At 48.2% G+C, this 25,200-nt stretch carries 21 protein-coding genes and 1 pseudogene; 8 read left to right on the top strand and 14 right to left on the bottom strand.

Annotated features, from left to right (window positions below):
* Positions 1-295: 295 nt before the first annotated feature.
* Entirely contained in the window at positions 296-1,144 is an 849-nt protein-coding gene (locus tag RGU72_RS18060) for a hypothetical protein (protein ID WP_322121066.1), read from the bottom strand.
* 13 nt (positions 1,145-1,157) lie between these two features.
* A complete protein-coding gene (locus RGU72_RS18055) occupies positions 1,158-1,682 on the bottom strand; it encodes an RNA polymerase sigma factor (RefSeq protein WP_322121065.1) in 525 nt (174 codons plus the stop codon).
* A 146-nt stretch (positions 1,683-1,828) separates the two neighbouring features.
* On the opposite strand from RGU72_RS18055, the gene RGU72_RS18050 reads away from it, so the two are divergent.
* Positions 1,829-3,217, top strand: coding sequence for a S8 family serine peptidase (locus RGU72_RS18050; RefSeq protein WP_322121064.1), 1,389 nt, complete (start codon positions 1,829-1,831; stop codon positions 3,215-3,217).
* 269 nt (positions 3,218-3,486) lie between these two features.
* The gene (locus RGU72_RS18045; protein WP_322121063.1) at positions 3,487-4,359 is read left to right on the top strand and encodes a hypothetical protein; all 873 of its coding nucleotides are present in this window, start codon (positions 3,487-3,489) and stop codon (positions 4,357-4,359) included.
* Between the two features lie 57 nt (positions 4,360-4,416).
* On the opposite strand, the gene RGU72_RS18040 is transcribed toward RGU72_RS18045, so the two are convergent.
* From RGU72_RS18040 to RGU72_RS17995, 10 genes are all read right to left on the bottom strand, one after another.
* Positions 4,417-5,400 carry a PP2C family protein-serine/threonine phosphatase gene (locus RGU72_RS18040; RefSeq protein WP_322121062.1) on the bottom strand — a complete coding sequence of 328 codons (984 nt, stop codon included), beginning with the start codon at positions 5,398-5,400 and terminating at the stop codon, positions 4,417-4,419.
* A 50-nt stretch (positions 5,401-5,450) separates the two neighbouring features.
* The gene (locus tag RGU72_RS18035; protein ID WP_322121061.1) at positions 5,451-7,673 is read right to left on the bottom strand and encodes a tetratricopeptide repeat protein; all 2,223 of its coding nucleotides are present in this window, start codon (positions 7,671-7,673) and stop codon (positions 5,451-5,453) included.
* Positions 7,674-7,754: 81 nt separating this feature from the next.
* Positions 7,755-8,966, bottom strand: a complete 1,212-nt coding sequence (locus RGU72_RS18030; RefSeq protein WP_322121060.1) for a hypothetical protein — start codon at positions 8,964-8,966, stop codon at positions 7,755-7,757.
* A complete protein-coding gene (locus RGU72_RS18025) occupies positions 8,963-10,363 on the bottom strand; it encodes a hypothetical protein (RefSeq protein WP_322121059.1) in 1,401 nt (466 codons plus the stop codon). Before RGU72_RS18025 ends, RGU72_RS18030 begins: the two co-directional genes overlap by 4 nt.
* Before the next feature lie 324 nt (positions 10,364-10,687).
* Entirely contained in the window at positions 10,688-11,476 is a 789-nt protein-coding gene (locus tag RGU72_RS18020) for an FHA domain-containing protein (RefSeq protein ID WP_322121058.1), read from the bottom strand.
* 59 nt (positions 11,477-11,535) lie between these two features.
* Positions 11,536-12,849, bottom strand: a complete 1,314-nt coding sequence (locus tag RGU72_RS18015) for a VWA domain-containing protein (RefSeq protein WP_322121057.1) — start codon at positions 12,847-12,849, stop codon at positions 11,536-11,538.
* Between the two features lie 58 nt (positions 12,850-12,907).
* Complete coding sequence (locus RGU72_RS18010) at positions 12,908-14,116, bottom strand: toxic anion resistance protein (protein WP_322121056.1); 1,209 nt, start codon at positions 14,114-14,116, stop codon at positions 12,908-12,910.
* 490 nt (positions 14,117-14,606) lie between these two features.
* Entirely contained in the window at positions 14,607-15,746 is a 1,140-nt protein-coding gene (locus RGU72_RS18005; RefSeq protein ID WP_322121055.1) for a hypothetical protein, read from the bottom strand.
* 58 nt (positions 15,747-15,804) lie between these two features.
* Complete coding sequence (locus tag RGU72_RS18000; RefSeq protein WP_322121054.1) at positions 15,805-16,182, bottom strand: hypothetical protein; 378 nt, start codon at positions 16,180-16,182, stop codon at positions 15,805-15,807.
* 44 nt (positions 16,183-16,226) lie between these two features.
* The gene (locus RGU72_RS17995) at positions 16,227-17,147 is read right to left on the bottom strand and encodes a LysR family transcriptional regulator (RefSeq protein WP_322121053.1); all 921 of its coding nucleotides are present in this window, start codon (positions 17,145-17,147) and stop codon (positions 16,227-16,229) included.
* A gap of 136 nt (positions 17,148-17,283) precedes the next feature.
* On the opposite strand from RGU72_RS17995, the gene RGU72_RS17990 reads away from it, so the two are divergent.
* The 6 genes and pseudogenes from RGU72_RS17990 (at position 17,284) to RGU72_RS17965 (ending at position 22,777) form a co-directional block, all read left to right on the top strand.
* Positions 17,284-18,273, top strand: coding sequence for a fumarylacetoacetate hydrolase family protein (locus tag RGU72_RS17990; RefSeq protein ID WP_322121052.1), 990 nt, complete (start codon positions 17,284-17,286; stop codon positions 18,271-18,273).
* A gap of 78 nt (positions 18,274-18,351) precedes the next feature.
* On the top strand, positions 18,352-19,146 hold the full coding sequence (locus RGU72_RS17985; protein ID WP_322121051.1) for a cyclase family protein: 795 nt from the start codon (positions 18,352-18,354) through the stop codon (positions 19,144-19,146).
* A 68-nt stretch (positions 19,147-19,214) separates the two neighbouring features.
* A pseudogene (locus RGU72_RS17980) lies at positions 19,215-20,390 on the top strand (alpha/beta hydrolase family protein).
* Positions 20,387-20,944 (top strand): cupin domain-containing protein, encoded by a 558-nt coding sequence (locus RGU72_RS17975; RefSeq protein WP_322121050.1) that lies wholly within the window; start codon positions 20,387-20,389, stop codon positions 20,942-20,944. The pseudogene RGU72_RS17980 and the gene RGU72_RS17975 overlap by 4 nt, the downstream one beginning before the upstream one ends.
* A gap of 1 nt (position 20,945) precedes the next feature.
* On the top strand, positions 20,946-21,776 hold the full coding sequence (locus tag RGU72_RS17970; RefSeq protein ID WP_322121049.1) for an SDR family oxidoreductase: 831 nt from the start codon (positions 20,946-20,948) through the stop codon (positions 21,774-21,776).
* A gap of 35 nt (positions 21,777-21,811) precedes the next feature.
* Positions 21,812-22,777 carry an NAD-dependent epimerase/dehydratase family protein gene (locus RGU72_RS17965; protein ID WP_322121048.1) on the top strand — a complete coding sequence of 322 codons (966 nt, stop codon included), beginning with the start codon at positions 21,812-21,814 and terminating at the stop codon, positions 22,775-22,777.
* Positions 22,778-23,045: 268 nt separating this feature from the next.
* Here RGU72_RS17965 and RGU72_RS17960 read toward each other — a convergent pair whose 3' ends face one another.
* Together RGU72_RS17960 and RGU72_RS17955 are read right to left on the bottom strand one after the other, a co-directional pair.
* On the bottom strand, positions 23,046-23,825 hold the full coding sequence (locus tag RGU72_RS17960) for an EthD domain-containing protein (protein ID WP_322121047.1): 780 nt from the start codon (positions 23,823-23,825) through the stop codon (positions 23,046-23,048).
* A gap of 93 nt (positions 23,826-23,918) precedes the next feature.
* Positions 23,919-25,100: an MFS transporter gene (locus RGU72_RS17955; RefSeq protein WP_322121046.1), complete on the bottom strand. Its 1,182-nt coding sequence runs from the start codon at positions 25,098-25,100 to the stop codon at positions 23,919-23,921.
* Positions 25,101-25,200: the final 100 nt, after the last annotated feature.

Genomic DNA, 25,200 nt, shown 5'->3' with positions numbered 1-25,200 from the left:
TGGTGATTATTTACAGGACAGACACAACACTTGGGACTTACGCAAAATCGTCTTCGCTAAGTTGCGGCTTGTAACGGCACTAAACAACGCAAGCGTAATGCGTGTGACGATATTTTAGGTAAATGAATCGCCAGACAACTCTCCCTGCAAGCAATCAGACTACAGGCAACTTAAATATACTGGATATTAGTATATTTAAGTTGTCCATAGAATTACTGGACAATAGAGCACTTTGAGGAAAAATAAAGGGGAGTATATTAAGTTAGCTTGATTTAACTGGGTTCATGCGACATCGCTACGGCGCATTCCGCCAGGCATGCTGCTGCGCCGCCCGTTCTGCCGCTGCATCCAAGGCCTGATCTGCGATACGTTGATCAATCGCTTGCAAAACTGCGGCGGGCATCTCTGCGGCGGCTTGACGATATTGCCCCGATTGTCCGGTTTGTCCACTGCTTGCAGCTGGCTTATCGGTTTGTGCCAACACCGCAATTTGCCAATCGTTGCCGGTCTTTTGTTTGCAGGCGAGGCCAGAGAAACCCGGATTCTGCGTACCATCTTCCGCTAAAAAGCTGCGGCAAAATTGTCCTTCTTTAGATAAAAAACTGACCCCAATTTTGACCGTACTGTCTGCCGCCGGTGCACTGGCAAGCTGTTGCGTCAACGCTTGCGCCAACTTGCCTTGCGCTGTGACCTGACCATTGACTGACGCCAGCATGCCGCCGTTCGGCGACAAGTTAGGCGACAAGCTGGTGCCGTCCTGCCATCCAAATTTACCCACCACCACACCGACGATGAGCATCGCCGCCAATCCACCCAACTGCTGCCAGGACCAGCCAGAGGTCGGCTTTTTAAGTGCGTCTTTGTTTTTTGCAGCATTGAACTGAAGCACGTTATTGCTCGTCTTGATAGCTGCGCTTGCAGACGGGCTTGTGGTCTGTGTCGCAGCCAGCTTTAGCCGGGCAGGAACTGGCTCATCCACGATAGGTGCAAAGGCCGCAAACACATCATTACGTATAGCCTGATGGTGTCCAACACGCTGCGCCAAATCGGCATCTTGCAATATTGCCGCTTGAATTGTCGCCCGCGTTTCGGCATCCAATTCGCCATCGGCAAAGGCCATTAAAGTTTCATCTGAAAAGCGCATCACTATTCCTTTATCAACTAACTGAGCCGGCTGGTTTTGACGACCCGGAAGGATCGGACAGCAAGCCTTGCAAAGTCTCCCGCGCACGTACCAGACGGCTCGTCAAAGTGCCGATGGGGATCTCCAACACCTCCGCCGCCTCTTTGTACGGCAAACCCTCGATCAACACCAGACTGACCACCATACGTTGATCTTCATTCAGCATGGACACCGCTTTTTGCACTGCCAGTTGGTGAACATAGCCATCACTGGGGTCGGCGCCAATATGCTCGCCAGCTTCCTCTGGTGCCAGCACTTCGCTACGTCTGATGCGCCCCCTTACTTCATCAATCCAGGCGTTTTTCATAATCCTGAATAGCCAGCTATCCAGCCGCGTACCTGCCTCCCATTGCTCAGCGCGGCTGAGTGCGCGTTCGACCGCAATTTGCACCAGATCATCCGCATCTTCCCGATGACGCGTGACAGCACGGCCAAAGCGGCGCAGACGCGGCAATAAGGCGGCAATGTCATTTTGAATATTGATTGCTGTTTGATCCATAGATACCAAGTAAACGTTGCAGCGAGGGATTTTAATCCCTGTCTCATTCGTTTTATTTTAAAGCTACAATCAAAAGTGAACTGATGTGGCTAATTACGTGGCTATTGTAATTGATGCGTAGCTGACCTTTTTATATCAACCCAATAATGCCAATGTCACCTAAATTACTCAATATTTGCCGGCTGTTGCTAGTTGCATTCTGTTGCAACGCCGATCCAGTCTGGGCGCAGCTTCGCTTGCCGTCGATTAATCTACCGGTACAACAGTTAGGTAACTTAAATTCTCAAAACTTGTTGAACCGGATTGACCGGCTTGACCAACTCGTACGCACAGATGTGCTAAACGGCACACTCCCGCTGCAAGACTTACGCCTGACGACGATCACGCGATTACTTAAAGAACATCCCCTGCAACTGGAGAGCAACCCCAAAGGCGAGCTGATTGTACGCAAACAAATCACCGCATGGTCACCCTCCGTCACGGCGTTAAAGGCAGTCCGTGCAGCAGGCTTTATTGTGATCAGCGAACATCGTTTAGACGCGCTGGAAGAGACATTAGTCGTGCTACAAGCGCCACCTGATATGAGTACCGCCGATTCACTGGACTTGTTACATCAGCTGGATCAAGACGGTACCTACGATTACAACCATATTTATTTAGAAAGTGGTAGTGCTATCGGGAGTTCGTTCTCAGTTCCATTCCATTCTAACTTCGCCGCACCGTTTGATAGCAGCAATAGCCTCGCCTCGCCCACACAATCTGAAACAGCAAAAACCAAAGCACGCATAGGCTTGGTAGATTCGGGCATCGATACCGAACATATCGTATTTAAAGATGCTCAAATCAAACGTCATGACTGTACAGATAAAAATATTCCTACCGCCCACGGCACTGCGGTTGCTTCACTCATGGTCGGGAAATCAACGCCATTTAGCGGTGTGTCGCCTGATGCTGTTTTATATGCAGCCGACATCTATTGCGGTACCGACACCGGAGGCGCTTTAGATAAATTGATTGACGCCTTGGGATGGCTAGCGCAAGAAAAAGTCGCGGTGATTAATCTGAGCCTGGTTGGCCCGCCAAATCAAACCTTAGAACACATCGTCAAATCCATGCTCAGCAAAGGCTATCTGTTAGTCGCCGCAGTCGGCAATGACGGACCCGCAGCACCACCGCTCTACCCGGCCAGTTACCCCGGTGTGATTGGTGTCACCGCAGTCGATGCAAAAATGCGTGTACTACCAGAAGCTGCTCGCGGCGCACAAGTCATGATCGCGGCACCCGGGAGCAATATGGTAGCCGCCACGATAGGCAAGACACCTTTCCAAGCGGTGCGGGGCACCTCTTTTGCGTCACCCATTGTGGCTGCACTATTGGCAAAAAAAGTCTTTATGCCGAATGTGAAAGACGCCAAAAAAGCACTGGAAGATTTGATCAGACAAGCAAAGACAGACAACCCTGACAAGGTCACGCAAGAGCTAGGTCATGGCATAGTCGGCACATCATTTAGAACCGGGCCTGAGCAATTTCGTTAATCTAGCAATGGTTAACATTAATATCTGTACTTCACTCAAAGACATGGCTCGGGCGCGTCATTCATGCGCACTCTTAGCGGGAATCCAATGGTGTTGTTAAACACCGAATGACGTCATGAACTGAATTTATAAGACTCACTAAGACCCGCTGTTAACGATGGCTTAAATTTTTTAAAAAATATTTTTAACCTGATGGATTAAATCGATCATCCCCAGCGTTCTCCTTTTACTACTACGGATTGTCCGTAGTGACTTTCAGGAGAATCATCATGACAACAGTTAAATTCATTCGTTACGCAACTATCCTCAGTGGTTTAGTGATAGTCACATCCGCTCAAGCTGGCTTATTAGGTGGTGGCGGTGCAATCGGTGGCGGTGGTGGCCTTGGCGGCGCAGTTGGCGGCGCAGTTGGCGGTTCACTCAGAGGCATGTCGTCATTCCCTACCTCTACTATCAGCCGTACTAGCCAAGACAATATGACAGGCAATGTCAGTAATATTGGTAATGCACGCAATATCAGCGGCGACGCTGCAGGCAACCTCACTGGTAATGCAGCTGGCAACCTGACCGGCAATGCCACCAACGCACGGGCGATCAATGGCGACGCAACAGGCAATCTAGTCGGCAACGGTAATACCATCATCAATAAAAGTGGAAATACGGCATCTACACAAGCTAGCGGTAGTGGCTCAGGTAGCAGCTCAGGCACCGGCTCAACTAGTCTGATATCAGGCGCTGTACCTGAAAAAATGAATGCTCCAACGACATCATCAGGAAATCTCATTGGTGGCGCTAATGGTAGCGGTAATACAAATGCAAACGCAAACGGCAGCGCAAACGGAAATGCATCAGGCAGTATGAATCTGGGCACAGCAGGCCAAGCGCAAAGTACCGTATCCGGTGTAAAAAATTCAGCATCAGATATCAGCAAACCTGCCATCAGCAATACAAAAACGCAAGTAGATAACACTCGCAGCTATGCAAGCACCAGCGTAGCGAATGCACGTGATACCGTCAGCGGTACAGCAGGCGCGGCAAAACGTAACGCGAAAGAAACCGTCAACAACACGCAGTTACCATCAGTATCCGCATCAGGTAACGGCAATGTATCTGGCAATGGCGATGTGACTACTAGCAAATAAGTAGATATTGATTACTCACGTAGAGAGTGTTTGGGTTACACCTCTCTACGTGAGTTTTTATATGTTTACCCGACGATGCACGATCAAACTAATATTGTCATGCCCACCTTGATCGTTCGCAAAATCAATGAATTGCGTACATTGATTCACCAGGCTTAAGTCGGCATCAAACAAGCTATGTAGTGCGGTTGGAGCTGCGCAATAATTCCATAAACCGTCAGAACATAAAACGATATAGGTATCCCCGGTTAATCTTGCGCTGCCGGTGTGGATGTCCAGGATGTCGTCACGCATACCCAGACATTGGGTAATGCAATGCGCGTTATTGTCCATCATTGCAGTTGTCACGTTGACGCCTAGTTTGATTTGCTGGTTAAACCAGGAGTCATCTTCGGTCAACAATAATTGGCTGGCTTGATTAACTGCATAAAGACGTGAATCGCCGACCCAGGCAAAATGTATTTGATCGCCTTCGATCAAGGCCAATACTAAAGTCGCTTCTGGTTCAGCCAGTGAGGTGTCGTCGTAGGCTAGTTTGCACACTGCATCGTGGGCGCTGGCTATCGCTAATTCCAAACGTTCTTTGATCGGTAAACCCGTATTATTTTCTAAGCTAGTGAGTGCCACTGTGACCGCGACATCTGCGGCCTGTCGTGCGTGGCAAGAAGTAGAGACGCCATCTGCAAGCGCCATGGCGATAGCGCCATCAATCGCTACCATGCTAACGGAATCCTGATTTTCTGTATGTCGTCTGCCGCGATGGGTCGCGCTGATGGTGTGCTCATCTAATATCTGGACCTCGATCGGGTCGGCGATTTCGGCACGGCGTCCGCAATTTTCACAAATATTGTCTTGGTCAAACTCGGCATGACCGCATTTGCATATCATCTGATTTGTGCTTGATGCAACTTGAGTTGCATTGCTATTGCTAGTTACTTCTGGCGCAGGCGCATTGACAGAAGGTACGTCGACAGCAGCACCGCAGGCTTCGCAAAAAGAAAAAACAGGATCAACTGTTTCTCCGCATTGAATGCAATTCACTAATTACTCCCGGCATAAAAATTCAATCAAGTTCAACTAAGTTCAACACTTTAAAACAAGGTCACTGGTCGTACGCGATTTGCCTGACTCACCCAATAATGCCGTTCTTGATCCGATTTTGCCAGTTTAGCTGCGCGTCTGAATTGCTCTTCTGCGGCAAGACGTAAAGTATGTTCTGTAAAATTTGCGCCTAAAAAAGTGGTGTTGGGCGGCCAGTTCATGCTCTTTGCTTTTTCCACGACCAAATTAATTAAACGACCAGCGATCTGAAAAACCGAACCTCCGGTATTGAGCACTGATTTGACTGCGGCTTCTGCCTTTTGCATGACGCTTGCATCGATCGCGTCCGGGTAAGTCAATAATAGCTCAGCTATCCCTAATTGCACTTGGGTATGCAATACGTGATTACTTGGGACACGCTGCAACATACTGACCGCGTCCATCAAACGTCCGGCTTTTGCATGGCAACGAGCAGCACCTGCATGCGCGCTGACAAATGAGGGATCGACTCGCCCGACACGGTCGTAATAGGGCAATGCCTGTTCGCCATTATTGGCAATTTCTGCTGCAAGCCCCATCGCCAGACGTGGTGCTAACTCTCCTGGCATTTCAAAATAGCAGCGCTCAAAATAGGCTAGCGCTTTGGCACCGTCGCCATTAGTTACTAAGCATAAACCGCGTAACCAACTGGTGCGCCAGTCAAACGGATCGGCAGCCTCAACCGCATCTAACGTGGTTTTGATTAGTGCATCTCGCTGCTTTTCCATCAACCCGGCATTTTGGATCAGGACTTCTGCCAGGCGCAATCGTGGCTCTGCGGCGCGGTCGCCGTATTTAGTCACTAACGCCTGCAACTCTTCAACTTGCTGTACTTCATCCATCAGACTCAAAATCCGAATCACTTCACTGGCTGCTTTGTCTTCCAAATTGACTCTCAGCGTAGGCAGTACATGTGGATCGACTTGCGCTACCAATTGCCGGGCGGTGGCATGGATTAAATTATCACTGGTGAACACTTTGCTATCAACTGGCTTGGGACCAGATTGTAAGGCCACAATCTCACGCAAAACACCAAATAATTGCTCTGCCATTTCATCCGCAGTCTGAAAACGCTCATCGGGATCAACATGGGTTGCACGCAATAGAAATCGGTATAGCGATTCATTCTCTGCCAAGACATCATGATCATCCGGCGATGGTAGCGCGTACTCATAATCGGAAGTGAACTTGAAGTCCATGATCAATACGGCCAGGGCGCGACCCAAGGTATATAAGTCCGAGACAGCAATCGGATCAGTGTCGGCCTCTGGCGCGGCAAATCCCAGCGTGGCATAGATATCGCCGTTTTGATCGCCCGTTTTGCGTACAGCGCCCATGTCGATCAGCTTGACATCGCCACCTTCTATCATGATGTTGTCTGGCTTAAAATCGCAATACACCAGCCCTTGAGTGTGTAGATAAGCAAAGGCGGGAAGTATCCCTAATATGTAGGCAATCGCCTCCGTCACAGGCAGTGGGCCGCGCTGCTTGCGCAGGCTATGCACGGTTTGGCCGCCGACATATTCCATGATAATAAAACCTTCAGCACCCTGATTCACAAAATCGTAAATGTTGACGATCTTGGGATGCTTTAATGCCGCCAGATAACGCCGCTCGGCTACCGCCGCTGCAGCGCTCGCTTCATCATTGGCGTTTAACAAACCTTTGAGCACAACCCAGCGTTGCAAGACTTGATCCCAACCCAGATAAATCCAGCCTAATCCACCGAATGCAATCGGGCCCTTGATCTCGTATTTGCCTGCAATCACATCGCCCATTTTTAAACGTGCCACAAAATCGTATGGCGTGCCGCACGCGGGACAAAATCCTTTAGCACGGTTGACATGCACATCGCACTTGGGGCAATGGCGCTTGTGCGCTGGTACCTCTGGATCTGCCATCAAAAGTTTTAAGGGATCCTGGCTAGGCAAATCCGGTAAAGAAATCAAGCCACCACCAAGCGCTGTGCGGCGCGCGCTAGTGTGGGTAGAAACACCTGCACGACGACGAGTTGATTTGGTCGCACCAGCACCTGGTGCTCTGGCCGGATAATTGACAGTGAAGCGCGCAGAACCGCGAGTGCGGCCAGTCGTCATGCTGGCAGTCGCTACCGCATCTGTAATATCCAGACCGCCGGATGCGGCTGTTACCAAATTTTTCTTCGCTGATTTTCCACAATCTTCGCAGACATCTTCAACAATCGTTCCGCTGCAATAACTACAAGGCATGGTCATTTCAAATTACTCCTGTCTAACTAATTTGTGTGCATTAAGACTTATGCTGCTCGGACGGCTTTGCATAAGTCCTGTAAATACTCAGTCTTTAATTGCTGACACCTTAGTCAGCATGTCCTGATACATCATCAACTTTGATCGCACTACATCTAAATTCAGCGGACGCGATTTTAATTCCGCATCGATTTGCGCCCGCAAAGTCTGTCTTTGTACCTCAGTACCATACTGAAAAGTCAGCGCCTTATCTTTAGCTTTATAGGCGATAAAGCGTCCATTTAAATCTTCTGCCTCAGCGGCTTTTGTCTGTACTTCTGCAATCGCTTTATTGCCGTTGGCAAGTGCTTCTGCGATCGCCAGATTGAGCTTGCTGGCACCAACATTTACAGCAGCCCATTGCCCGGCTTGCAAACTACTTTCTAAGGTTTCGCACCAACTCAGCAACATGGAGACGGGTGACATTGGTGACATGGATAATGTCGGTTGAAACCGCAAAGATGACACCACGTTTTCTCCTAATAAATCACGCACTTGTGCAAGCTGCGATTGATACTCTGTCGTCATTATTTGCAACTGCGCCAGCGCCATTTTTGCTTGCTCAAGCTCGTTCGCTGCGGTAGCTCTGGCATTCTCTAGCTGATCCAATGTTGTAGACCACGCCATCAAGGCGCGCTTGAGTGATTCTTTACCACGCTGCGCATTTAAAGGATCGGATTGCATGTCCTGGATTTCAATAAATGAGGGACGATCTGATACCGCGTTCAAACGCTGGGCACGCTCCTCCATCATGCTGTAATCACGCCTTAAACCGGCCAGTTCTTCTGTGCCATGGGTCTCGGTATAGTCGATCTCATTTAAGCTATCGCGCGCCTGCTCAAACTCTGTCTGCATCACCGCTAATAACTGCTCTGGCGTCATGCTGTCGCTAACCGATGCCGATCCCAATAAGTCACGATTTTTGATGGAGACCTGAGCCGTCGTTCTGACAATCGATGGACCTTCCAGCAGAGCTGTGACCTTTTCATCGGTGTTGGCCCAAGCACTAAACATCCCACCCTTGTGAATACGCGCCGCTTCTTCTACCACCTTAGCCAACAGCACGTAATCATCGACTAAGCTACTCAGCTTGCGAGTCGCGTCTTCTGCTTTGATCTGAGTGTTACCGGTGTAATGTTGCGCCCGCAATTTGATACGGATGCGCTTGGTACTCTCAGCATCTGATAACTCATTTGCGTTAGTAGTGATCGCAGCCAATCGTTGTTGCCATAATTCAATCAGGCTATCCAAGTCACTCACTCGCGGAACTCCGCTAAGCGTTGTTGGATACCCAACGCAATACCAATGACCGGTGCGAATAAAATCGCCAGTAGCAGTATCCATAACCAAGACAAGGCGTGGAATGCTCTGGTCACTGCCAATGCAAATTGCTGTTCGTTCAAATTTAATGTGGCAGTCAGCGACTTCATAAACTGATCAAATGCCCAATCGGATTGTCCGACCTGCGTACCCAAACATAAAGCGATAGCGGCATCATGTTGACCCGCGGTTTCGAGCTGCCGAATTTGCGCATCAATACGGACGTATTCCAGCCATCCTTTTAAGGTATCTCTGGCCAAATTTTCTTCACCGTCATAGGTAATATTGGCCAGTTCCTCCGCCAATAAGCCATTGCCTTTGAGACTTTTTAAATCGGATGGAAGTTGTTTCACATCAAGGAGTTTGAGCGCAAATAATTTTTTGGCAGTCTCTTGGAATAGCGTTGTTTGTGCTTGCTGCGCCTCAGACTTGGACAACAACAAATACACGCTCTCTTGTGCATTCGCAGTGTAAGCCAGCGCTTTGGCCTGAGACAACGCGTGGACAGAATCAAATGCATCCTCCTTCGCGGATCTGACCTCGGATACGACTTGACCTGCCTTCGCCGCAAACAGTAAAGCACATACAATAAAAACGGCTAGTCCGGCTGCAATGGCAGGGTTGAACATACGTTTAAAGGTGGCATACAACTTCATTTGCGTCTCTACATATACCAAAACGAGCAACGCAGATAATAGTAAGAATGCGATCAGCCATAACAAGGCTTTATGCTCACCTTCCGTATAGGCAGACGATAAATGTTTGAAGTTAGCATCATCCAATGCCACTACTGCTGGCAAGATGTGCTCACGCATCAGCGCATCTGCTTTTAATAAGGACTGGTGCTGATCCGGTTTAGCAAGTGCCATACCGACCAATCTCTCATAGGCAGATAATTGCGTCATCAACTCTAAAATCGGCTTACGTTCTTCATCGCCATAAGTAATATTTTGTGCCGCAACCAGCAGGTAGTCATGTGCCTGCGCAATCGATTTGACATAGGCTTGCGTGTTTTTACCATCACTACCGTCGACCGCTTCTTTAGTTAAAAACACGTTCACAATTTGTGTGTGCGCGCTGGCTAAGGTCATACGGATTTTTTCTGCTGCGACGATCGACGGCACCGCGTCTTTACCCACCGTATTAACGACATAGGCATAGCTTTGGTAAGTATAAAATCCGACGATAGAAACGATTAGCGCGAGACCAATACAAAGTAATTGCCGGATTCTGAGCTGGCGTACGACGTCCTCGGTCTGGGGAAGAGTTGCCTGGTCAGGATGGCCGTGGTGACTGCTTGTAAGTCCAACTGTGCCAAGTTGTAGGGTTGATGACATAGACTGCTTATCCTTGATGAATACAAATTAATTAGCTAAAGACCTGACAGGACTCTTGATTAACACGGCAATCCCGGAAGGAGCTTTCCACTCTGATTAGATGCAAACCATAGCTGTAAATCCATATACTCCCCATCTTTTTTCAAAAAATCGGCTTATAGACCAGCAAATGTATGGACGATTAAATATACTTACTACGAGTATATCAATTTATCTAATAGCTGATTCTTCGCTTAGATAGCAAGAAGTGCACAGGAATAAGTGCACGGTTTGCAATGTCCAATGAGCGATCAGCTGCGGCCAAATCATATCTGCCTTAACGGATCAACGCGACTCGACGCATATCCTCGTCCACATACCTAAGGTGAGTTGATCACCCGCTTTTAAGGCGGTCACCACGCCCGGTTCGAGATTGGCTTGATTTAACTCAGTACCATTGGCGGAGCCTAATTCCAGTACCGTGATTTGGCCTGCACCATCCCGCATCAACTTTAAGTGTCGGCGCGAGATGCCGGGGTCTTGCACCACGATTTCTGGATGTATGCCCCTGCCTTCAAACTGACGTCCCAAGGTTTGCTCATCCAGATCGAGGTGATACTCTTTTTCTGCCGCGGCGATAGGACATGGCAAACTTGGGTCGGGATCTTTGTACAAACTACTGTCCACCAAAATACGCAACTTAAGTCGTACAGACGGATGTACTGATGCATCTGCTGCAAGGCTTATCTGTGTCGCATCGTCCACCGGAGTAATGGCTGTGTTTTTAGTATCAACAGAATTGACCGCCGCTACTGCATCAACTACCACTGCATTCAACGCAGGCAGCGGCTGTGCAATTTGTAAGCCACTTTGCAATCCACTAAACGACATCGCTTTTTCAAAATCATAACGACACACTTCGCAAAACCGTGCATCAGGCCGACGCACCGTCATGCAATCAGGGCAGCTTGTTGTGGCTTTGTTACCGACTAAATTTTGTCCTGCTAACTTATCTAAGTTACTAGCCGAGCCAGCAGAGCTACTCGCACTAACTGGTAATTTGATCGCGGAACCGCACTCAGAACAGTAATCAATATCAGTCGAAAAATGACCCTTGGGGCAGATATTACTCATCGCTTGCTCACCGGTTATACGTCCTGTTTTTAACTATAGAATTTTGCTAATTTACTTAATTATGATTGTGCTGATGGTGTCGCTGCACGACGGCGAACTGTTCGGGTACCGCCTAGTTCCAGTTCCATATCCGCTGCTTTATCTGCCTTTTTCAAACGGACAGTACCGGTGCTGGCATCGACCATATCCACTACTTTTTTCAAGCGTCTGGTCACTTCCTCATTGCCTGACTCTTGCGCTAACTGAGCGGCGCGTCCGAGTAAGCGGGTCGCACGATCTTCATCACCTTTGGCTTTTGCATCTAAGCCTTCTTGAATAGAATCGGCTAATTCTTTTTGACCGGTGTAGTGCGCAACTTCCTTGCTAATGCGGGTCGTGAGGGTATCGTCACCAGACCATTTAACCGCAATAGGATCACACGGGACTTTGGTTTCGACACCGGCGTGTTGATACACTACCGCAGCTCTGCATGCCAGAATTTCGTCATCAATCGCGCCTACCGGCAACTCAAATGCCAGCTGAAAATCTCTTGCTTCCGTACCCCATGCGCCTAACGGTACGTCGATAGTTTTATCATCCAAGCGTTTTGCGACAGGCATCAAGTCCATGATCTCTGGACTCATTTGCTTGACGGTCGTGAGCTTGACGACTTTAGGCGACCAGATGCGTAAGACTGCACCAGAAATGCCTTTGGACATAGAGCGCGTTAAGAAAGAACGCAAGTCTTCTTCCAGTCCGGCAGGGTCGGTCACGGCATCGGCGGTGCCCAATAAGGCAGAAGCAATCGTCCGCAGCTCAGCTGGTTTCCAGTCGGTGCCAATACCACGGCAATCACATTGAAATACACCTTTGCATTGCTCAATCACGGAGGCTAGCTGGGTATCTTCGGAACTGTTTTCACCATCGGTCTGAAAATACACGCTGGCCAATGCTGCGCCGCTGCGTTTGACTTCAATCAAGGCAAACTTTAGACCCTCTGACATGGCTGTGGAACCCGATGCACGCAACGCTTGTATCGCTCTGTGTGCATCTGCTTTGTTGGTAGCGGTGGCAGGGCACGCCCGCACAATCACATCGGCAGCGCCAGAAAAGGTGACGACAAAGAACCACATGTCTTCACTTAATAAATCAATCCCACGGCGTGCTGCATTTTTGGCTTGCGATAATTTCTCACCGCCCATAGAACCAGACACATCTAAAACAAAGCCTACGACTTTACGACCGGCAGCATTTGCGGCGGCGCTTCCAATTACACTCGCACCGACATTAGCAACCCCTTCAGAGACGGTATCAGATGTGATCGTCAGCACGGCATCTAAGCGGGATTGCCCCGTTACCAAATAAGGATTAAAAAAACCTTGAACGCGGAACATAACAACTCCAAAAAAACGGGAACATACAATAACTACCAATAACTCTTTTCAAACCATGTCAGGATGCGATTTTTTGTACGAACTGATCTCCAGACTGGATTAAACCGTCTGTAAATGTGCGGTTAATCGCGCTCAGTTCGGTAATCGCTTTCTCACGTTTGCCTACGTTAGCAATATCGAGTTTTCTGCCTAGCTCTATGGTTTGCAATAGCTTGTCTGCCGACATGGCAAGAGCTGCAACATCGGCCGCAAAGTCACCCTGACTGTCTTTTGCTTTCAAATAGCTGACCTGCAATTCATCGCTACCGATACTATTTAACTCACGCGACAATGCGCGACGGGCATCGGTTGCCTTAGACGCTTTGGCAACTTCAGATAAAGCGGCGACATTGATGATTGCCCTCTTAAGACTTGGCAAATCAAACAGAATGCTGTCCATGACATTATTCATTTCTATCATCGACGCCGTCTGCGTTGCACGAATTTCTGGTACCGAAATAATCGACTGGCTGTGTGCCATATGGATGCGCACAATACGGGTTTCAAACGCATTTATCTGCTCGCCAAAGTCCCGCAGTCTTGCGATCTCAATCAGGTCACGCGATTGCTCAACTGCGGCTCGCTTCTGTTCAAATTCGACGCGCGCACGCTTCACCAGGATCTGCCCCGCAGCCATGTATAACTCCATATTTTTGATATGGTCGATCGTGCCTTGCACCATGCGATCTAACTTGTCATTCGTTGATCTGAGCGTAGTTAATTGCGCTTGAGATTTTTTCTCAATCGCAGTCAGATGATCAGTAATTTTTTTGTGATTTTGCTGAAGCGCTCGCAATGCAGAAAACCAATCACCGACGAAGGGAATTTTTCCTAAGGCATCTGTCAGACTATGGTGACCTTCTACCTCTTGCTTTACTTTCGGTAAATTTAAATCCCTCAGCGTCGTCGCTAAAGCAATCGTAATTTCACCTGCACGCCCGGCTTCGCTGGTACGCATGCCTTCTAATAATTGATCCAGATGCTGACTCAATTCACGCTGCACATCAGAGCCAAATGACATCAGGCTATTGGTATCTGAAAAAGACACGCTGGACGCAATTTGATTGATACGATTTTTTTGCTCATCGCTAAATTTGTTCAAATCAATTTGACGCTCAGCTTGCAACTCATATTTAAGCACTGGTACAGGCAAATTATCTGAGTACAGTGGTGCCATGGCGCTTGTTGATAAAGTTAATTCTGATGTTTCAGTTTTTTGCTCGCTCATAAGTGTCTCTTTAACTCGTTCTCTAAATTCGTTTCCGCAATTTTCTGATTGCTGATTAAAGTAATTCTCGATTACTGATTTAATTTTTAAGTGGTGCTCATGATGTCATTGCCGCAGCAAGATTTAAACGGTAATTGATTTGTAATTTAACCGGATACAAGCAAATAATAGCGGGCATAAAAAAACCAACTTTGCTAAAAGCGAAGTTGGTGAGTTTGTCGTTACATCGAAAGTCGTACTTGCGTTTCATACCTGTTGTTACTGGTTATTACAAAAACTGCTTATTCTTCTCGTAAAAAGGAAGCGCAAATTTATGCAAGATATCTTGCGATTAAATCGGGCTAAGTTGGTAGGCATTATCTCAGCAGATTGCGTGCGCAATACACTGCTGAGCTTGATCAATGAATATATTTAATAGAATTGAGACAAATTTTTACGACTTTTTTACGACTTCGTTTACACCTTTTTTACATACATCAAGCAAAAGAGATTATCGCGGTGCGCGGCAACTGGCAGCAGCCATATTTTTTGATTCAGGTAGAGCAAATATCGCCAGTGCGCCACAACGTGATCCCAGCATCTTTGATTGATTATGTCCAACACCGACAACTTCAAAATACTGATGCTGAATGACTTGCTGGGATGTTGCCAACAACCGCTCATAGCGCCAATAAGCACGTGCCCGCTGCAAACGCGTCGCACCTTCGGCCTCTGCGCCGCAGGCTTTATCCAATACCGGATGATTGGGATCGTTATCATCCGAGCCGACTAAATACGTCATTTGCCGCTGAGCATATCTACGATATAAAGTCATACCATCAGTACCTTGCGCATACGGCACCATGTTACGCATGCCATAGCGATACTTGTCGTAGTCGGCGCATACTGCGGTGTCGTAAGGAGCAAAGCCGGAAGCGGCAGAATTGTTTGGGCGATCAGAAGTGAAGTACAGGTAAGAAGAGGGATTCGCAATCACATAAGTCAAGGCAATACCACGTGCGCGTAAGCCTTCATCCACATTGTTTAACACCGCGTACCGGTGTACCAATTGCGCGCCACCAGAATGTCCTGCTACCGTCACCCGCATCACCGCCGGTAAGCGTTTTTTATCGGTGACAAAAGCGAGTAAATCATCCAGTACTTGCAAAGAGCTGACAGAAAAAGACGCGTTCACTGCGTTCTCGCCACTCATCCAGCCTTGTCCGCTCCACATCGGCATATTCACAAAACCCTTCCTGGTGTCGGCAGTGCCCGGGAAGTTTGGCGCGATCAGCAATATCTCTGCAGGATCGCGGCCAGTCTCCTTGAGTAACTCGGCCGCAGTGGCATAGTAATCATCGCCGTTTCGCTGTAATCCATGCTGAACAAAAATCACTTCTCGAATAGTATGCAAGTCACTGTCTAAAGCATGGTTTGCATACACAGGAAAATCATACTGCTGACTGCTGCTACCTAAATGAACTCGCTGCCACCCTGCCAACTTTAAGCTCGATGGCGCAGCAATACCCCCGTCTGTTGGCTCAATTGTTTTGGCTGTCCTTGCAATAGGATTTTCAATAGAATTTGCGAAACCGGACTGAGCAATCATCGCAATGATTGCGCTCATGAAGATGGAAAGAATCAGTTTCATGCGTCACCTTTTTTGAGTGAGACTAGGGCGTGTTGACTGTATTGATAAGCTCACAAAACTATTTAGTTTGAGACTCTGGTGCAGCAGCCCACCAAATCGCAGCTAACAACAGAACCTGCAATATCAGCCTTAAGCCTAATAGCAACTCCGGTATTTTCGGGAATAGCTGAGGATTAAGCCACATATAGACGTTTGCAGGTGTAACAGTAATGGTCAGCAAAAACAAGCCAATACCTGCCCATTTACGATACTGAACATGCAGCAAACCCAGCGCACCAAGTACCTCAAAAAACCCGCTGATGTACACCGCTTGAATACGCAGCGGCAAAGACGGCGGGACAATTTTCAGAAAAAAGTCCGGGGCGATGAAGTGTCCGATGCCTCCCATAAAGAACCATAGGAATACTGTCGTTAAGGCTATTTTTTTGCTAGTCATGGTTGCTTAGTAATCGCTTATTGATGTTAACTTGCGCGATAAAATTAAGCTGCTAGCGGAGAACGGCGTGCATTGGCAACTTCCTTGAGTAGCGTGCGAAACCAGATATGTGCAATATCTTTATCGACAAATTTATGCCATTGCATCATCTCTACCAAGAGCGGAATATCCATCGGAGGTGGTAATAAGCGAATCGGGAAATAGTCGGCGAACATATCTGCCAATCGGGTATGCATGGTGGCGATACGATTGGTACCAACTAACAATAAGGGCAAGGAACTAAAATTACTGGTGCTGACTTCAACCCGCCTTGCAAAGCCTGTGCTTTGTAAAAACCATTCTTCAAAACTAGGCTGCGCTTTACCAAATTTGGTCGAGACGTGCGCCAGACTCATATATTGATCCAGCGTCAAACTGTCACCAACAATCGTATTATCCTTCCACACAACACAACTGTAGCTGTCCTGGAATAGCACTTCGCTAGCATGACCCTCGACTAAATACTTGGCTGGCATGATGAGTAAATCAATTTCGCCACGATCAAGCTGTATCTCGTGATCGTCGCCAGGCGCCATAATTTCGAGAGTAACATTCGGTGCCAGTTCACTCATCTTACGTGCCACCTCAGCCATCAGAACTGAAGTGGGATAATCTGAGGCAATCACTCGAAAATGCCGGGTCGATTCTTCTAAAACAAATCCTGGCTTGGTTTCGATGGTCGATTGAATCTGCAACAACACCTCCCGAACTGGCGCTTCCAGGCTAGCTGCCAACGGCGTCATGACCATATTTCGACCAATCTGAGTCAATATTTCATCCTCAAAATAATCACGCAACCGCGCTAACACGCCACTCGTCGCCGACTGGCTCAAATTGAGCCTTTGCGCAGCGCGCGTAATACTGCGCTCAGCCAGTAGCGCATCCAGCGCTACCAACAGATTTAAATCAAGTTTATTAAACCGCATGCCTGTCTCCGTTATTTTTAGGTATTGCCACAACCGATTTATGCAATCAAGAAAATCGATTTTACACATATTGCCTGCGTCCTTAGCATGCGGTATTGGCTTTTTTGTCAGCCAAAAAAATAATAAGGACGGAGACATGAAACTCGCAAGCTTAGCAAGCAGCAGTCGAGACGGGCAACTTGTTGTCGTCTCAAAAGATGGTACTCGAGCAGCATCAGCACAAAATATTTCACCCAGTCTTATTTGTCTTTTAGAAAAATGGCAGAGTTTATCACCCGCATTGGATCGCTTGTACCAGTCACTCAACCGTGGTGAAGTCGCTGAGGCCTTTGCATTTCAGCCGCAATTAGCGACGGCTCCGCTACCTCGCGCACCGCAATGGTGTGACGGCTCTGCTTTTATCAACCATGCGCGACTAATGGAAACTGCATTCCACACGCCACCGATTGCCGATCTCGATACGATTCCCTTGATGTATCAGGGTGCCTCCGACGATTTTCTTGGACCACATCAGGATATTGCCTTACCAGACGAAGCACAAGGCATCGATTTTGAAGGGGAGTTTGGAGTTATTTTGGATGAAGTCCCACTCGGTTGCCCTGTCGATCAGGCCCTATCGTACGTTCTACTAATCGTACTAATTAATGATGTCAGTCTGCGTCACTTTGGGCCACGAGAAATGAAAACGGGCTTTGGATTTTTACAGGCAAAGCCATCTTCCAGTTTTGCACCCTTAGCAATTACTCCAGATGAATTAGGTAGCGCATGGCGCGATGGCCGAGTTGCTTTGCCCTTGCAAGTGCGCTGGAATGAAGTCTGGTTTGGTAACCCGAATGGTGCAGAAATGAGCTTTGGCTTTCAACATCTGATTGCCCATGCAGCCGCCACCCGCAAGCTGTCAGCGGGGACGATTATCGGCTCTGGCACGGTCTCTAATAGTGAGAGAAGCGCAGGTTCCGCGTGCATAGCAGAGCGACGCGCCCTGGAGATGATTGAGCACGGTGCGATTTCAACCCAATTTATGCGCTTTGGTGATCGTGTTCAGATGGAGGCACGCGATGCTGCCGATCAATTGATATTTGGCGCAATTGACCAACGGGTCGTCAAATGCCCTGTCCTGTCCTGAGGCGCGGAAATTTTAAGTTTCAAATCAAGACTCTCACCATAACCAACATAAGCACAGCAAACCAGACTAGGAGACTACATGTCACGCCGTTTTGTCGATTTATCGATCTATCTTGAAAATGATGTTCTTTCCGATCCCCCGATGCTGGCACCAAAGATTGAGTATCAAACCCATGGCGATACCTTGCCCGAATTTATGCATATGCTGCCGGGTACAAAAGTGGAGGATTTTCCCGATGGAGAAGCGGCTGCAGCTGAATGGGTGAGATTAACTACGCATAGCGGCACCCATCTGGATGCACCCTACCATTTTCATTCAACAATGAATCGCAAACTGGGAGAAGCAGAACGCTCCATCACGATTGATGAAGTACCGCTGGACTGGTGTTTTCGACCCGGGGTCAAACTCGATTTTCGTCATTTGCCTGACGGTCACGTTGTCACCGCAATGGAAGTTGAAGCCGAGTTGGTACGCATCGGTCATACCTTGCAAGAATTCGACATCGTCGTCATTAACACCCGTGCTGGTGAGCGCTATGGTCACTCGGATTATGTCAATGCGGGTTGCGGGATGGGTTATGAAGCGACCATGTATTTACTAGAACGCGGTGTCAGGCTCACGGGTACCGATGCGTGGAGCTGGGATGCGCCATTTTCATTTACCGCGAAAAAAATTGCAGAAACTGGTGATGTCAGTCTGATCTGGGAAGGTCATAAAGCGGGGCGCGATATTGGTTACTGCCATCTCGAGAAAATGCATAACTTAGAAGTCTTGCCTGGCAATGGTTTTACGATCAGCTGCTTCCCTCATAAAATTCGCGCCGCTTCTGCTGGATGGACCCGTGCGGTAGCCATTTTTGATGATGCTGACTAATAATTTTTCGATTTTTTATGAACTGGCAGCCAAATTTAAACGCTGCACCACCAAAGGACTAATTCATTATGTTTCGTTACTTCCCTACTAATTACGTCTGGAATCTGTCGGTTGACCTTGCCATCGAAATGGGTGCGCGCATCGGTGAGATCGAGGAGATGTGCGCACCTCTGCTAGAAGTAGCACGCCAAGGTGACGATGAGGGTACGGTCAAATTCATGCAATCCTGGGTTTCGATGGGTGACAAGCTAGTGGATATGGCAAACGAGGATGTTGCGCTCGGACGCAGATTATCCGCAGGCGACAAACTCAATCGCGCAGCAATTTATTTCTTGGTAGCAGAGCGTATGCAGAGTCATGGGGCACCGGACCGGGTTGCTTTATATGCCAAATCTTAAGCGACATTTTTGCGCGGCGTGGCGCTCTCACATGAAAATTGCGAGCGGGTAGAAATCCCTTATGGTGACAGCCATTTATCAGCGCTGTACGTCCGTGCAGACACCACTAAAGGCGCGGATGACGTTGCGAAGCCAACGCCATTATTGGTGCAGGTAAATGGCCTAGACAGTACCAAAGAACTGAAATACCGGATAGGTCTGCCACAAATGCTGGCGCGGCGTGGTGTATCGTCACTGATTGTGGATCAGCCAGGCACTGGTGAAGCCCTGCGTTTGCAGGGATTGACAGCGATATATAACACTGAAGTGTGGGCTAGTAAGGTAGTCGATTATTTGGAAACCCGTGCCGATGTCGATCATGCTCGCATCGGTATGGAAGGCGTCTCTTTGGGCGGTTACTACTGCCCTCGCGCGGTCGCTTTTGAGCCGCGTTTTGCATGTGGTGTGGTATGGGGTGCTAATCACGATTGGCGCGAAGTCCAAAAGCAACGCCTCGCACGAGAAGGACAAAATCCAGTGCCCCACTATTGGGAGCATGTGTGCTGGGTATGGGGCGCAAAAGATGTAGACGATTTTATGACCATCGCAGAGCAAGTGCATCTTAATGGAATTTTGGACAGAATCAAGGTGCCATTTTTAGTTACTCATGGCGAAGCCGATAAACAGATTGCACTGAAATATGCGCACCAGACTTATGAACAGCTGGTCAATAGCCCAAAACGCGAGCTGAAAATTTTTACCCCGCGCGAAGGCGGCATACAACACAGTAGTTTCGACAACAGCGCCAATGCAGGTAATTTTATTGCTGATTGGGTAGCAGAAACTCTGAACGGACGGTTAGCATGACCGCGCCGGTACGGCGAGTAGTTACGGGCCATAGCGCCGATGGCCGCGCCATCATTATCAGTGACACGTCCGCGCCACAGGTCTTTGAGGTAGCGGCACAGCCCGGTCTGGCATTTACTGAAATTTGGCGTACGGACTGCATGCCAGTCAGAGTCGACAATGCGGCGGATCCGACCTTACGTCCATTGCAATTAGCACCAACACCAATGGGCAGTGTAATTCGCGTGACTGACATACCGCCAGAGTCTGAAGACGACGGAGCGCTTGACCCAGCTAAAGCAGCAGCACATTTTGCACAGCTAGGTGGCGCGAAGGCTTCAACAGGTAATGCCGCGGCACCGCATCCTTTAATGCACAGGACTGAAACCGTTGATTACGGTATGGTATTGGAGGGCGAAATTTATCTGGTGCTGGACGACAGCGAGGTATTGCTGCATCGAGGCGATGTAGTGATACAACGCGGCACCAATCACGCATGGGCAAATCGGTCGGGCAAATCGACACGCATGTTATTCATTCTGCTGGATGGAAAATTTGCCGATGGACTGAACTGAAATGAGCCAGCACTTAATTCAGCACCAAGTACAACACCGAACACAACAAAGAGAACAGCACCAGGCATTATTTTCTCTTGCCGATAAAGTGGCACTCATCACAGGTGCGGCCAACGGTATAGGGCGTGCAATTGCCTGGCAAATGGCGCATGCCGGTGCATACGTCTTACTTAGCGATATTGACAGTGCTGGTGGTTCAGCGCTGGCGGCAGAAATGACCGCCGCTGGCTATGCTGTGGCGATATTTCCGTGCGATATGGGATCACGGTCAGAGATACAAACTTTGTCCAGCGAAGCGCTAGCAGCCTTCGGGGAAATTGATATCTTAGTTTGTAACGCTGGAGTCGCGCCCCATGCCGGACCGATTGCCAGTGCTTCTGATCGGGACTATGAACTGACGATGGAGATAAATTTACATAGCAATCTACAGCTGTGTAATTTACTCATTCCACAGATGGCGGCGCGTAACAACGGCAGTGTCATCATCATGTCGAGCATTGCAGGTGTCAGGGGTAATAAAAATATCGGTTTGTATGGTTTATCAAAAGCGGCCAGCGCTCAACTGGTGCGTAACTTGGCAGTGGAATGGGGGCCGTCGAATGTCAGCATCAATAGTATTTCGCCCGGCGTCATAGACACTGCGTTTGCTAAACCAATCTCAGCTCAACAAGAGTTGGCTGCAAAACGGATTGCCCTGACACCGTTAAGACGCTTTGGGCAGGTTGATGATGTCGCAGGCGTTGCAGTATTTTTGGCCTCACCAGCAGCGGCATTTATGACTGGGCAAAACCTGATCGTTGATGGCGGCACCACCATCGGCGATGGTAATTAAATCCCCACTCTCAAACTCACAGTAAAGGGTATTGAATGCATATTTTGATCACTGGAGCCAACGGCTTTGTCGGTAGCGAATTGGTAAAGCGCTTGCTAGAAAATAAGGGCAGTACTGAGCTGCATCACTTTAATCAGCTCACCTTAGTTGACATGGCATTCGATCAGGTAGCAACTGACGCTCGAGTTCATCAATTATGCGGGAGTATTGGCGATCCCGGCGTCTTAATACAAGCGCTGCAACATCCGGTGGACTATGTATTCCATCTGGCCAGTATACCGGGTGGTGCAGCCGAGGCCAACTATGAGTTAGGTCTTAACGTCAATCTGCAAGCGAGCTTACAGTTGTTAGAGCTTTTACGTATTCAGTCACAGCAAGGTCGGTTAGCAAAATTAGTGTTTGCGAGTAGTGTTGCGGTCTACGGAACCGCATTACCAGCCTTGATTGACGATACAAGTTTGCCGCGTCCGGTTCTCAGTTATGGAACACATAAACTGGCGATAGAGTTGCTGCTGGAAGATTACAGCCGACGTGGCTGGATAAACGGATGTGCATTGAGACTACCAGGTATTGTGGCGCGGCCAACAGTGAGTAATGGTTTGATGTCAGCATTTATGAGTGATATTTTTTGGCGCTTGCGAGATGGCCAGCCGTTTACTTGCCCGGTCTCGGCTCAAGCAGTCATGTGGTGGATGTCACGTGATTGCTGTGTCAATAATTTGTTGCATGCAGCGAGCTTAGACCAGCAACAACTGGCAAACTGGCGGGTAGTTACTCCACCAGTATTACACTTAACCATCAGCGAGTTAGTCAACCAGCTTGCGAGTATGTTTGGCGCAGATCGCCTGAGCTTAATTAACTATCAACCCAACCCCAAACTAGAAGCCATATTTGGAGTTTATCCACCGATCAATACCAGCACAGCCGAAGCAATGGGATTTAGTCATGATGGCTCCATCAAACAATTGGTTGAAAATGCGGTAGGGATTGCTACTAAGTGATACCCACCTCAATCAGCGAGTCGTATCGGCTATGCGGGAATAGGAAAAATAACTCATAAAAGCAATATACTCCCCATATTTTTTATCCGAACTCCGATACAGATCAAAAAATATATGGACAATTAAAATGTACTGAATGGGAGTATATTTTATTACTGCTATAAATTTTTTCGTTTGAGCGCTCTAAACCATCAGTATTCGAGACACAGCCCCTTCATTACGAAAACAAATTGGTGCGTTAAAAACCCGCTTTTCAAGCACAGGCAATTTATAGTGCCGCACCAGCAAACATCACATGCTCATGCGCCATGAGTACAAAAGTCGAACCTGATACCAACAACTGGCTCAGCGGACTGGGCAAACTAGCGTCTGATAATGCAAGCCAATGCTCACCCAATGCCAGCGCTGCCTCGTCATCTTTTAACCATACCTCGTCGATCAGATCAACACTGATAGCGTGCCCGGGACGTTGCAATGTCTGATTACGGGTAACACGGTCGATACCGCTACTCGCATCAGCCAACATCGTTTGCCAGACGTCGTCCGTTGCGGACAGTAATTCATCAACTGAAACACCGTCAGCAGCCCGATAGAAGACAAATAATTTACTGGCAATTTTAGTATTGTCCTTATTACTGTCATCAGCGGTGTTAGCAGTATTAGCGTCAGCAGCAAGCTTGATTTTTTCAATCACCGGCATTTTTACTACGCTTGCCTGATCAACAAAGCGATCTTCGTCTGGCTGTAAATGCTCTAGATAAAATGGTGCGGCAAGTGCTGCAGCAGCCTGTTCTGGATGATCAAACCAGACTTGCGTGACAAAATCACGGCCATTAGAAAGCGTATCCGGCATCGCACCTGAAAAAGCTACCGGGACTCGAAAACTATTCTCAAAAACGTGATTTTGTATATACCGTCTTGGCGCTAAATCAGGTGATTTACCGATAAACTGTACTACATCTGCACCGTGGACATTCTTCATATAATGATGTGTCTGGCGCAGTGTTATGCCTCCGCGACGGCGTCCAACTATCATCATCTTAATCATACTATTTCCTTTGATATCGTTATAAAAATATACCGGACATGGTCGTATAAATTGGCTCTATACACACCAACAAAGACCAACAAAGACCAAAATTTAGACCAACGCTACTTTGACTTCTTCTGACACCATCACTCGACGAAAACTCGCTACCGCAAGTATCGCGATCACAACCGTGGCGATGCCCAGACTTCCATAGCCGGCATTCTTAACAAGCGTCCCACCTAAAATTGGCCCTATCGCAGCCCCGATCATTAACATGGCTGGGGTTGATGCTGCCGCTCGCCCGGATGGATCAAGCTTGGACAAAACACCGAAGGCAAACGTATGGGTAAAAATCAGCAACCCAGCAAATACCGACGTCGCCACTGCGTAAGGCATAAAGCTTGTGCTCTGCGTGACCGCCAGCGCAATCACCGCTTGTAATACGGGACCAATCAAGAGTACGCGATATGCTGAAAAACGGCGTTCCAGCAATACCGCCAGCGGTGCGGGCAATAAATTTACAATGCCAAGTGCGATCAAAACGCCCGACACCGCCGCGACACCAAAACCACGATCCATGCCGATCCGTTGGATAAAACTGAAAATCATGGACTGCACCAAGCCCATGCAGCCGACGCCAAACACCATAAACCAGATACGAGTATCAAGTCGGTCTTTTGGTAAGTTTGATCGCTGATTGTTGGCATTAAGCACACGATTACTCATGCGCTCAATAGCAGTATCAGATTGCGGAAAAGCTAAGGCACTCGCCACCGTAGCTACCGCCATAACGATAGCAAAAAGACGAAATAATGCCGGGCCGCCATAGTTAGTAATCAACGGCGGTGTGATAATGAAAAATCCCAATGCGAACACCCCAATTGCGATTCCTACCGTAGCAAACAAACGATGCGGCTGAGCACTGCGGCCGATACTGCCGTGGGTAAAACTTAACGCACAGCCTGCAGACATACCCGCAATCGCGTGCAACAGCAGCATCATGACAAAATCATGCGTGAAAGATAGTGCGATAAAACTCAGCATCGCCAGTCCAAACCCCAGCGCCGCAGCGACGCGTCCGTTTAAGCGATTTAGTCGTGGAGCAAAAAACAAACTACTCGTCACTGCGCCAAACAGGAATAATGTCACCATCCCACCTGCCTGTTGCGCATCAAAGTGATAATACGAAATCAGCGTGCCAACCCATAATGGCAATGCCACCAGATCAAGCATCCCCGCGCAATGTGCGACCATTAATACAATATGTCCTGACCTGCTATCTGCCTTCGTCATACTTGTCTCCTGTTTGTTGCATTATTAATGCATTCATTACGCTATTTAGCGTGATCTTATTTTTATGTTTTTTCTGACTACAACACTTAACTTAGTGTTT

This window comes from Undibacterium sp. 5I1, assembly GCF_034314085.1.
Taxonomy (GTDB): domain Bacteria; phylum Pseudomonadota; class Gammaproteobacteria; order Burkholderiales; family Burkholderiaceae_D; genus Undibacterium.
The sequence above is the reverse complement of the archived record's forward strand: the minus strand, read 5'-3'. Positions and strand labels throughout refer to the sequence as shown.

Bases quoted from the DNA above. Each gene is read 5' to 3' on its own strand.
- RGU72_RS18060 (WP_322121066.1), bottom strand. From the start codon at position 1,144: ATGCGCTTTTCAGATGAAACTTTAATGGCCTTTGCCGATGGCGAATTG.
- RGU72_RS18055 (WP_322121065.1), bottom strand. From the start codon at position 1,682: ATGGATCAAACAGCAATCAATATTCAAAATGACATTGCCGCCTTATTG.
- RGU72_RS18050 (WP_322121064.1), top strand. From the start codon at position 1,829: ATGCCAATGTCACCTAAATTACTCAATATTTGCCGGCTGTTGCTAGTT.
- RGU72_RS18045 (WP_322121063.1), top strand. From the start codon at position 3,487: ATGACAACAGTTAAATTCATTCGTTACGCAACTATCCTCAGTGGTTTA.
- RGU72_RS18035 (WP_322121061.1), bottom strand. From the start codon at position 7,673: ATGACCATGCCTTGTAGTTATTGCAGCGGAACGATTGTTGAAGATGTC.
- RGU72_RS18025 (WP_322121059.1), bottom strand. From the start codon at position 10,363: ATGTCATCAACCCTACAACTTGGCACAGTTGGACTTACAAGCAGTCAC.
- RGU72_RS18020 (WP_322121058.1), bottom strand. From the start codon at position 11,476: ATGAGTAATATCTGCCCCAAGGGTCATTTTTCGACTGATATTGATTAC.
- RGU72_RS18015 (WP_322121057.1), bottom strand. From the start codon at position 12,849: ATGTTCCGCGTTCAAGGTTTTTTTAATCCTTATTTGGTAACGGGGCAA.
- RGU72_RS18010 (WP_322121056.1), bottom strand. From the start codon at position 14,116: ATGAGCGAGCAAAAAACTGAAACATCAGAATTAACTTTATCAACAAGC.
- RGU72_RS18005 (WP_322121055.1), bottom strand. From the start codon at position 15,746: ATGAAACTGATTCTTTCCATCTTCATGAGCGCAATCATTGCGATGATT.
- RGU72_RS18000 (WP_322121054.1), bottom strand. From the start codon at position 16,182: ATGACTAGCAAAAAAATAGCCTTAACGACAGTATTCCTATGGTTCTTT.
- RGU72_RS17995 (WP_322121053.1), bottom strand. From the start codon at position 17,147: ATGCGGTTTAATAAACTTGATTTAAATCTGTTGGTAGCGCTGGATGCG.
- RGU72_RS17990 (WP_322121052.1), top strand. From the start codon at position 17,284: ATGAAACTCGCAAGCTTAGCAAGCAGCAGTCGAGACGGGCAACTTGTT.
- RGU72_RS17985 (WP_322121051.1), top strand. From the start codon at position 18,352: ATGTCACGCCGTTTTGTCGATTTATCGATCTATCTTGAAAATGATGTT.
- RGU72_RS17975 (WP_322121050.1), top strand. From the start codon at position 20,387: ATGACCGCGCCGGTACGGCGAGTAGTTACGGGCCATAGCGCCGATGGC.
- RGU72_RS17970 (WP_322121049.1), top strand. From the start codon at position 20,946: ATGAGCCAGCACTTAATTCAGCACCAAGTACAACACCGAACACAACAA.
- RGU72_RS17965 (WP_322121048.1), top strand. From the start codon at position 21,812: ATGCATATTTTGATCACTGGAGCCAACGGCTTTGTCGGTAGCGAATTG.
- RGU72_RS17960 (WP_322121047.1), bottom strand. From the start codon at position 23,825: ATGATTAAGATGATGATAGTTGGACGCCGTCGCGGAGGCATAACACTG.
- RGU72_RS17955 (WP_322121046.1), bottom strand. From the start codon at position 25,100: ATGACGAAGGCAGATAGCAGGTCAGGACATATTGTATTAATGGTCGCA.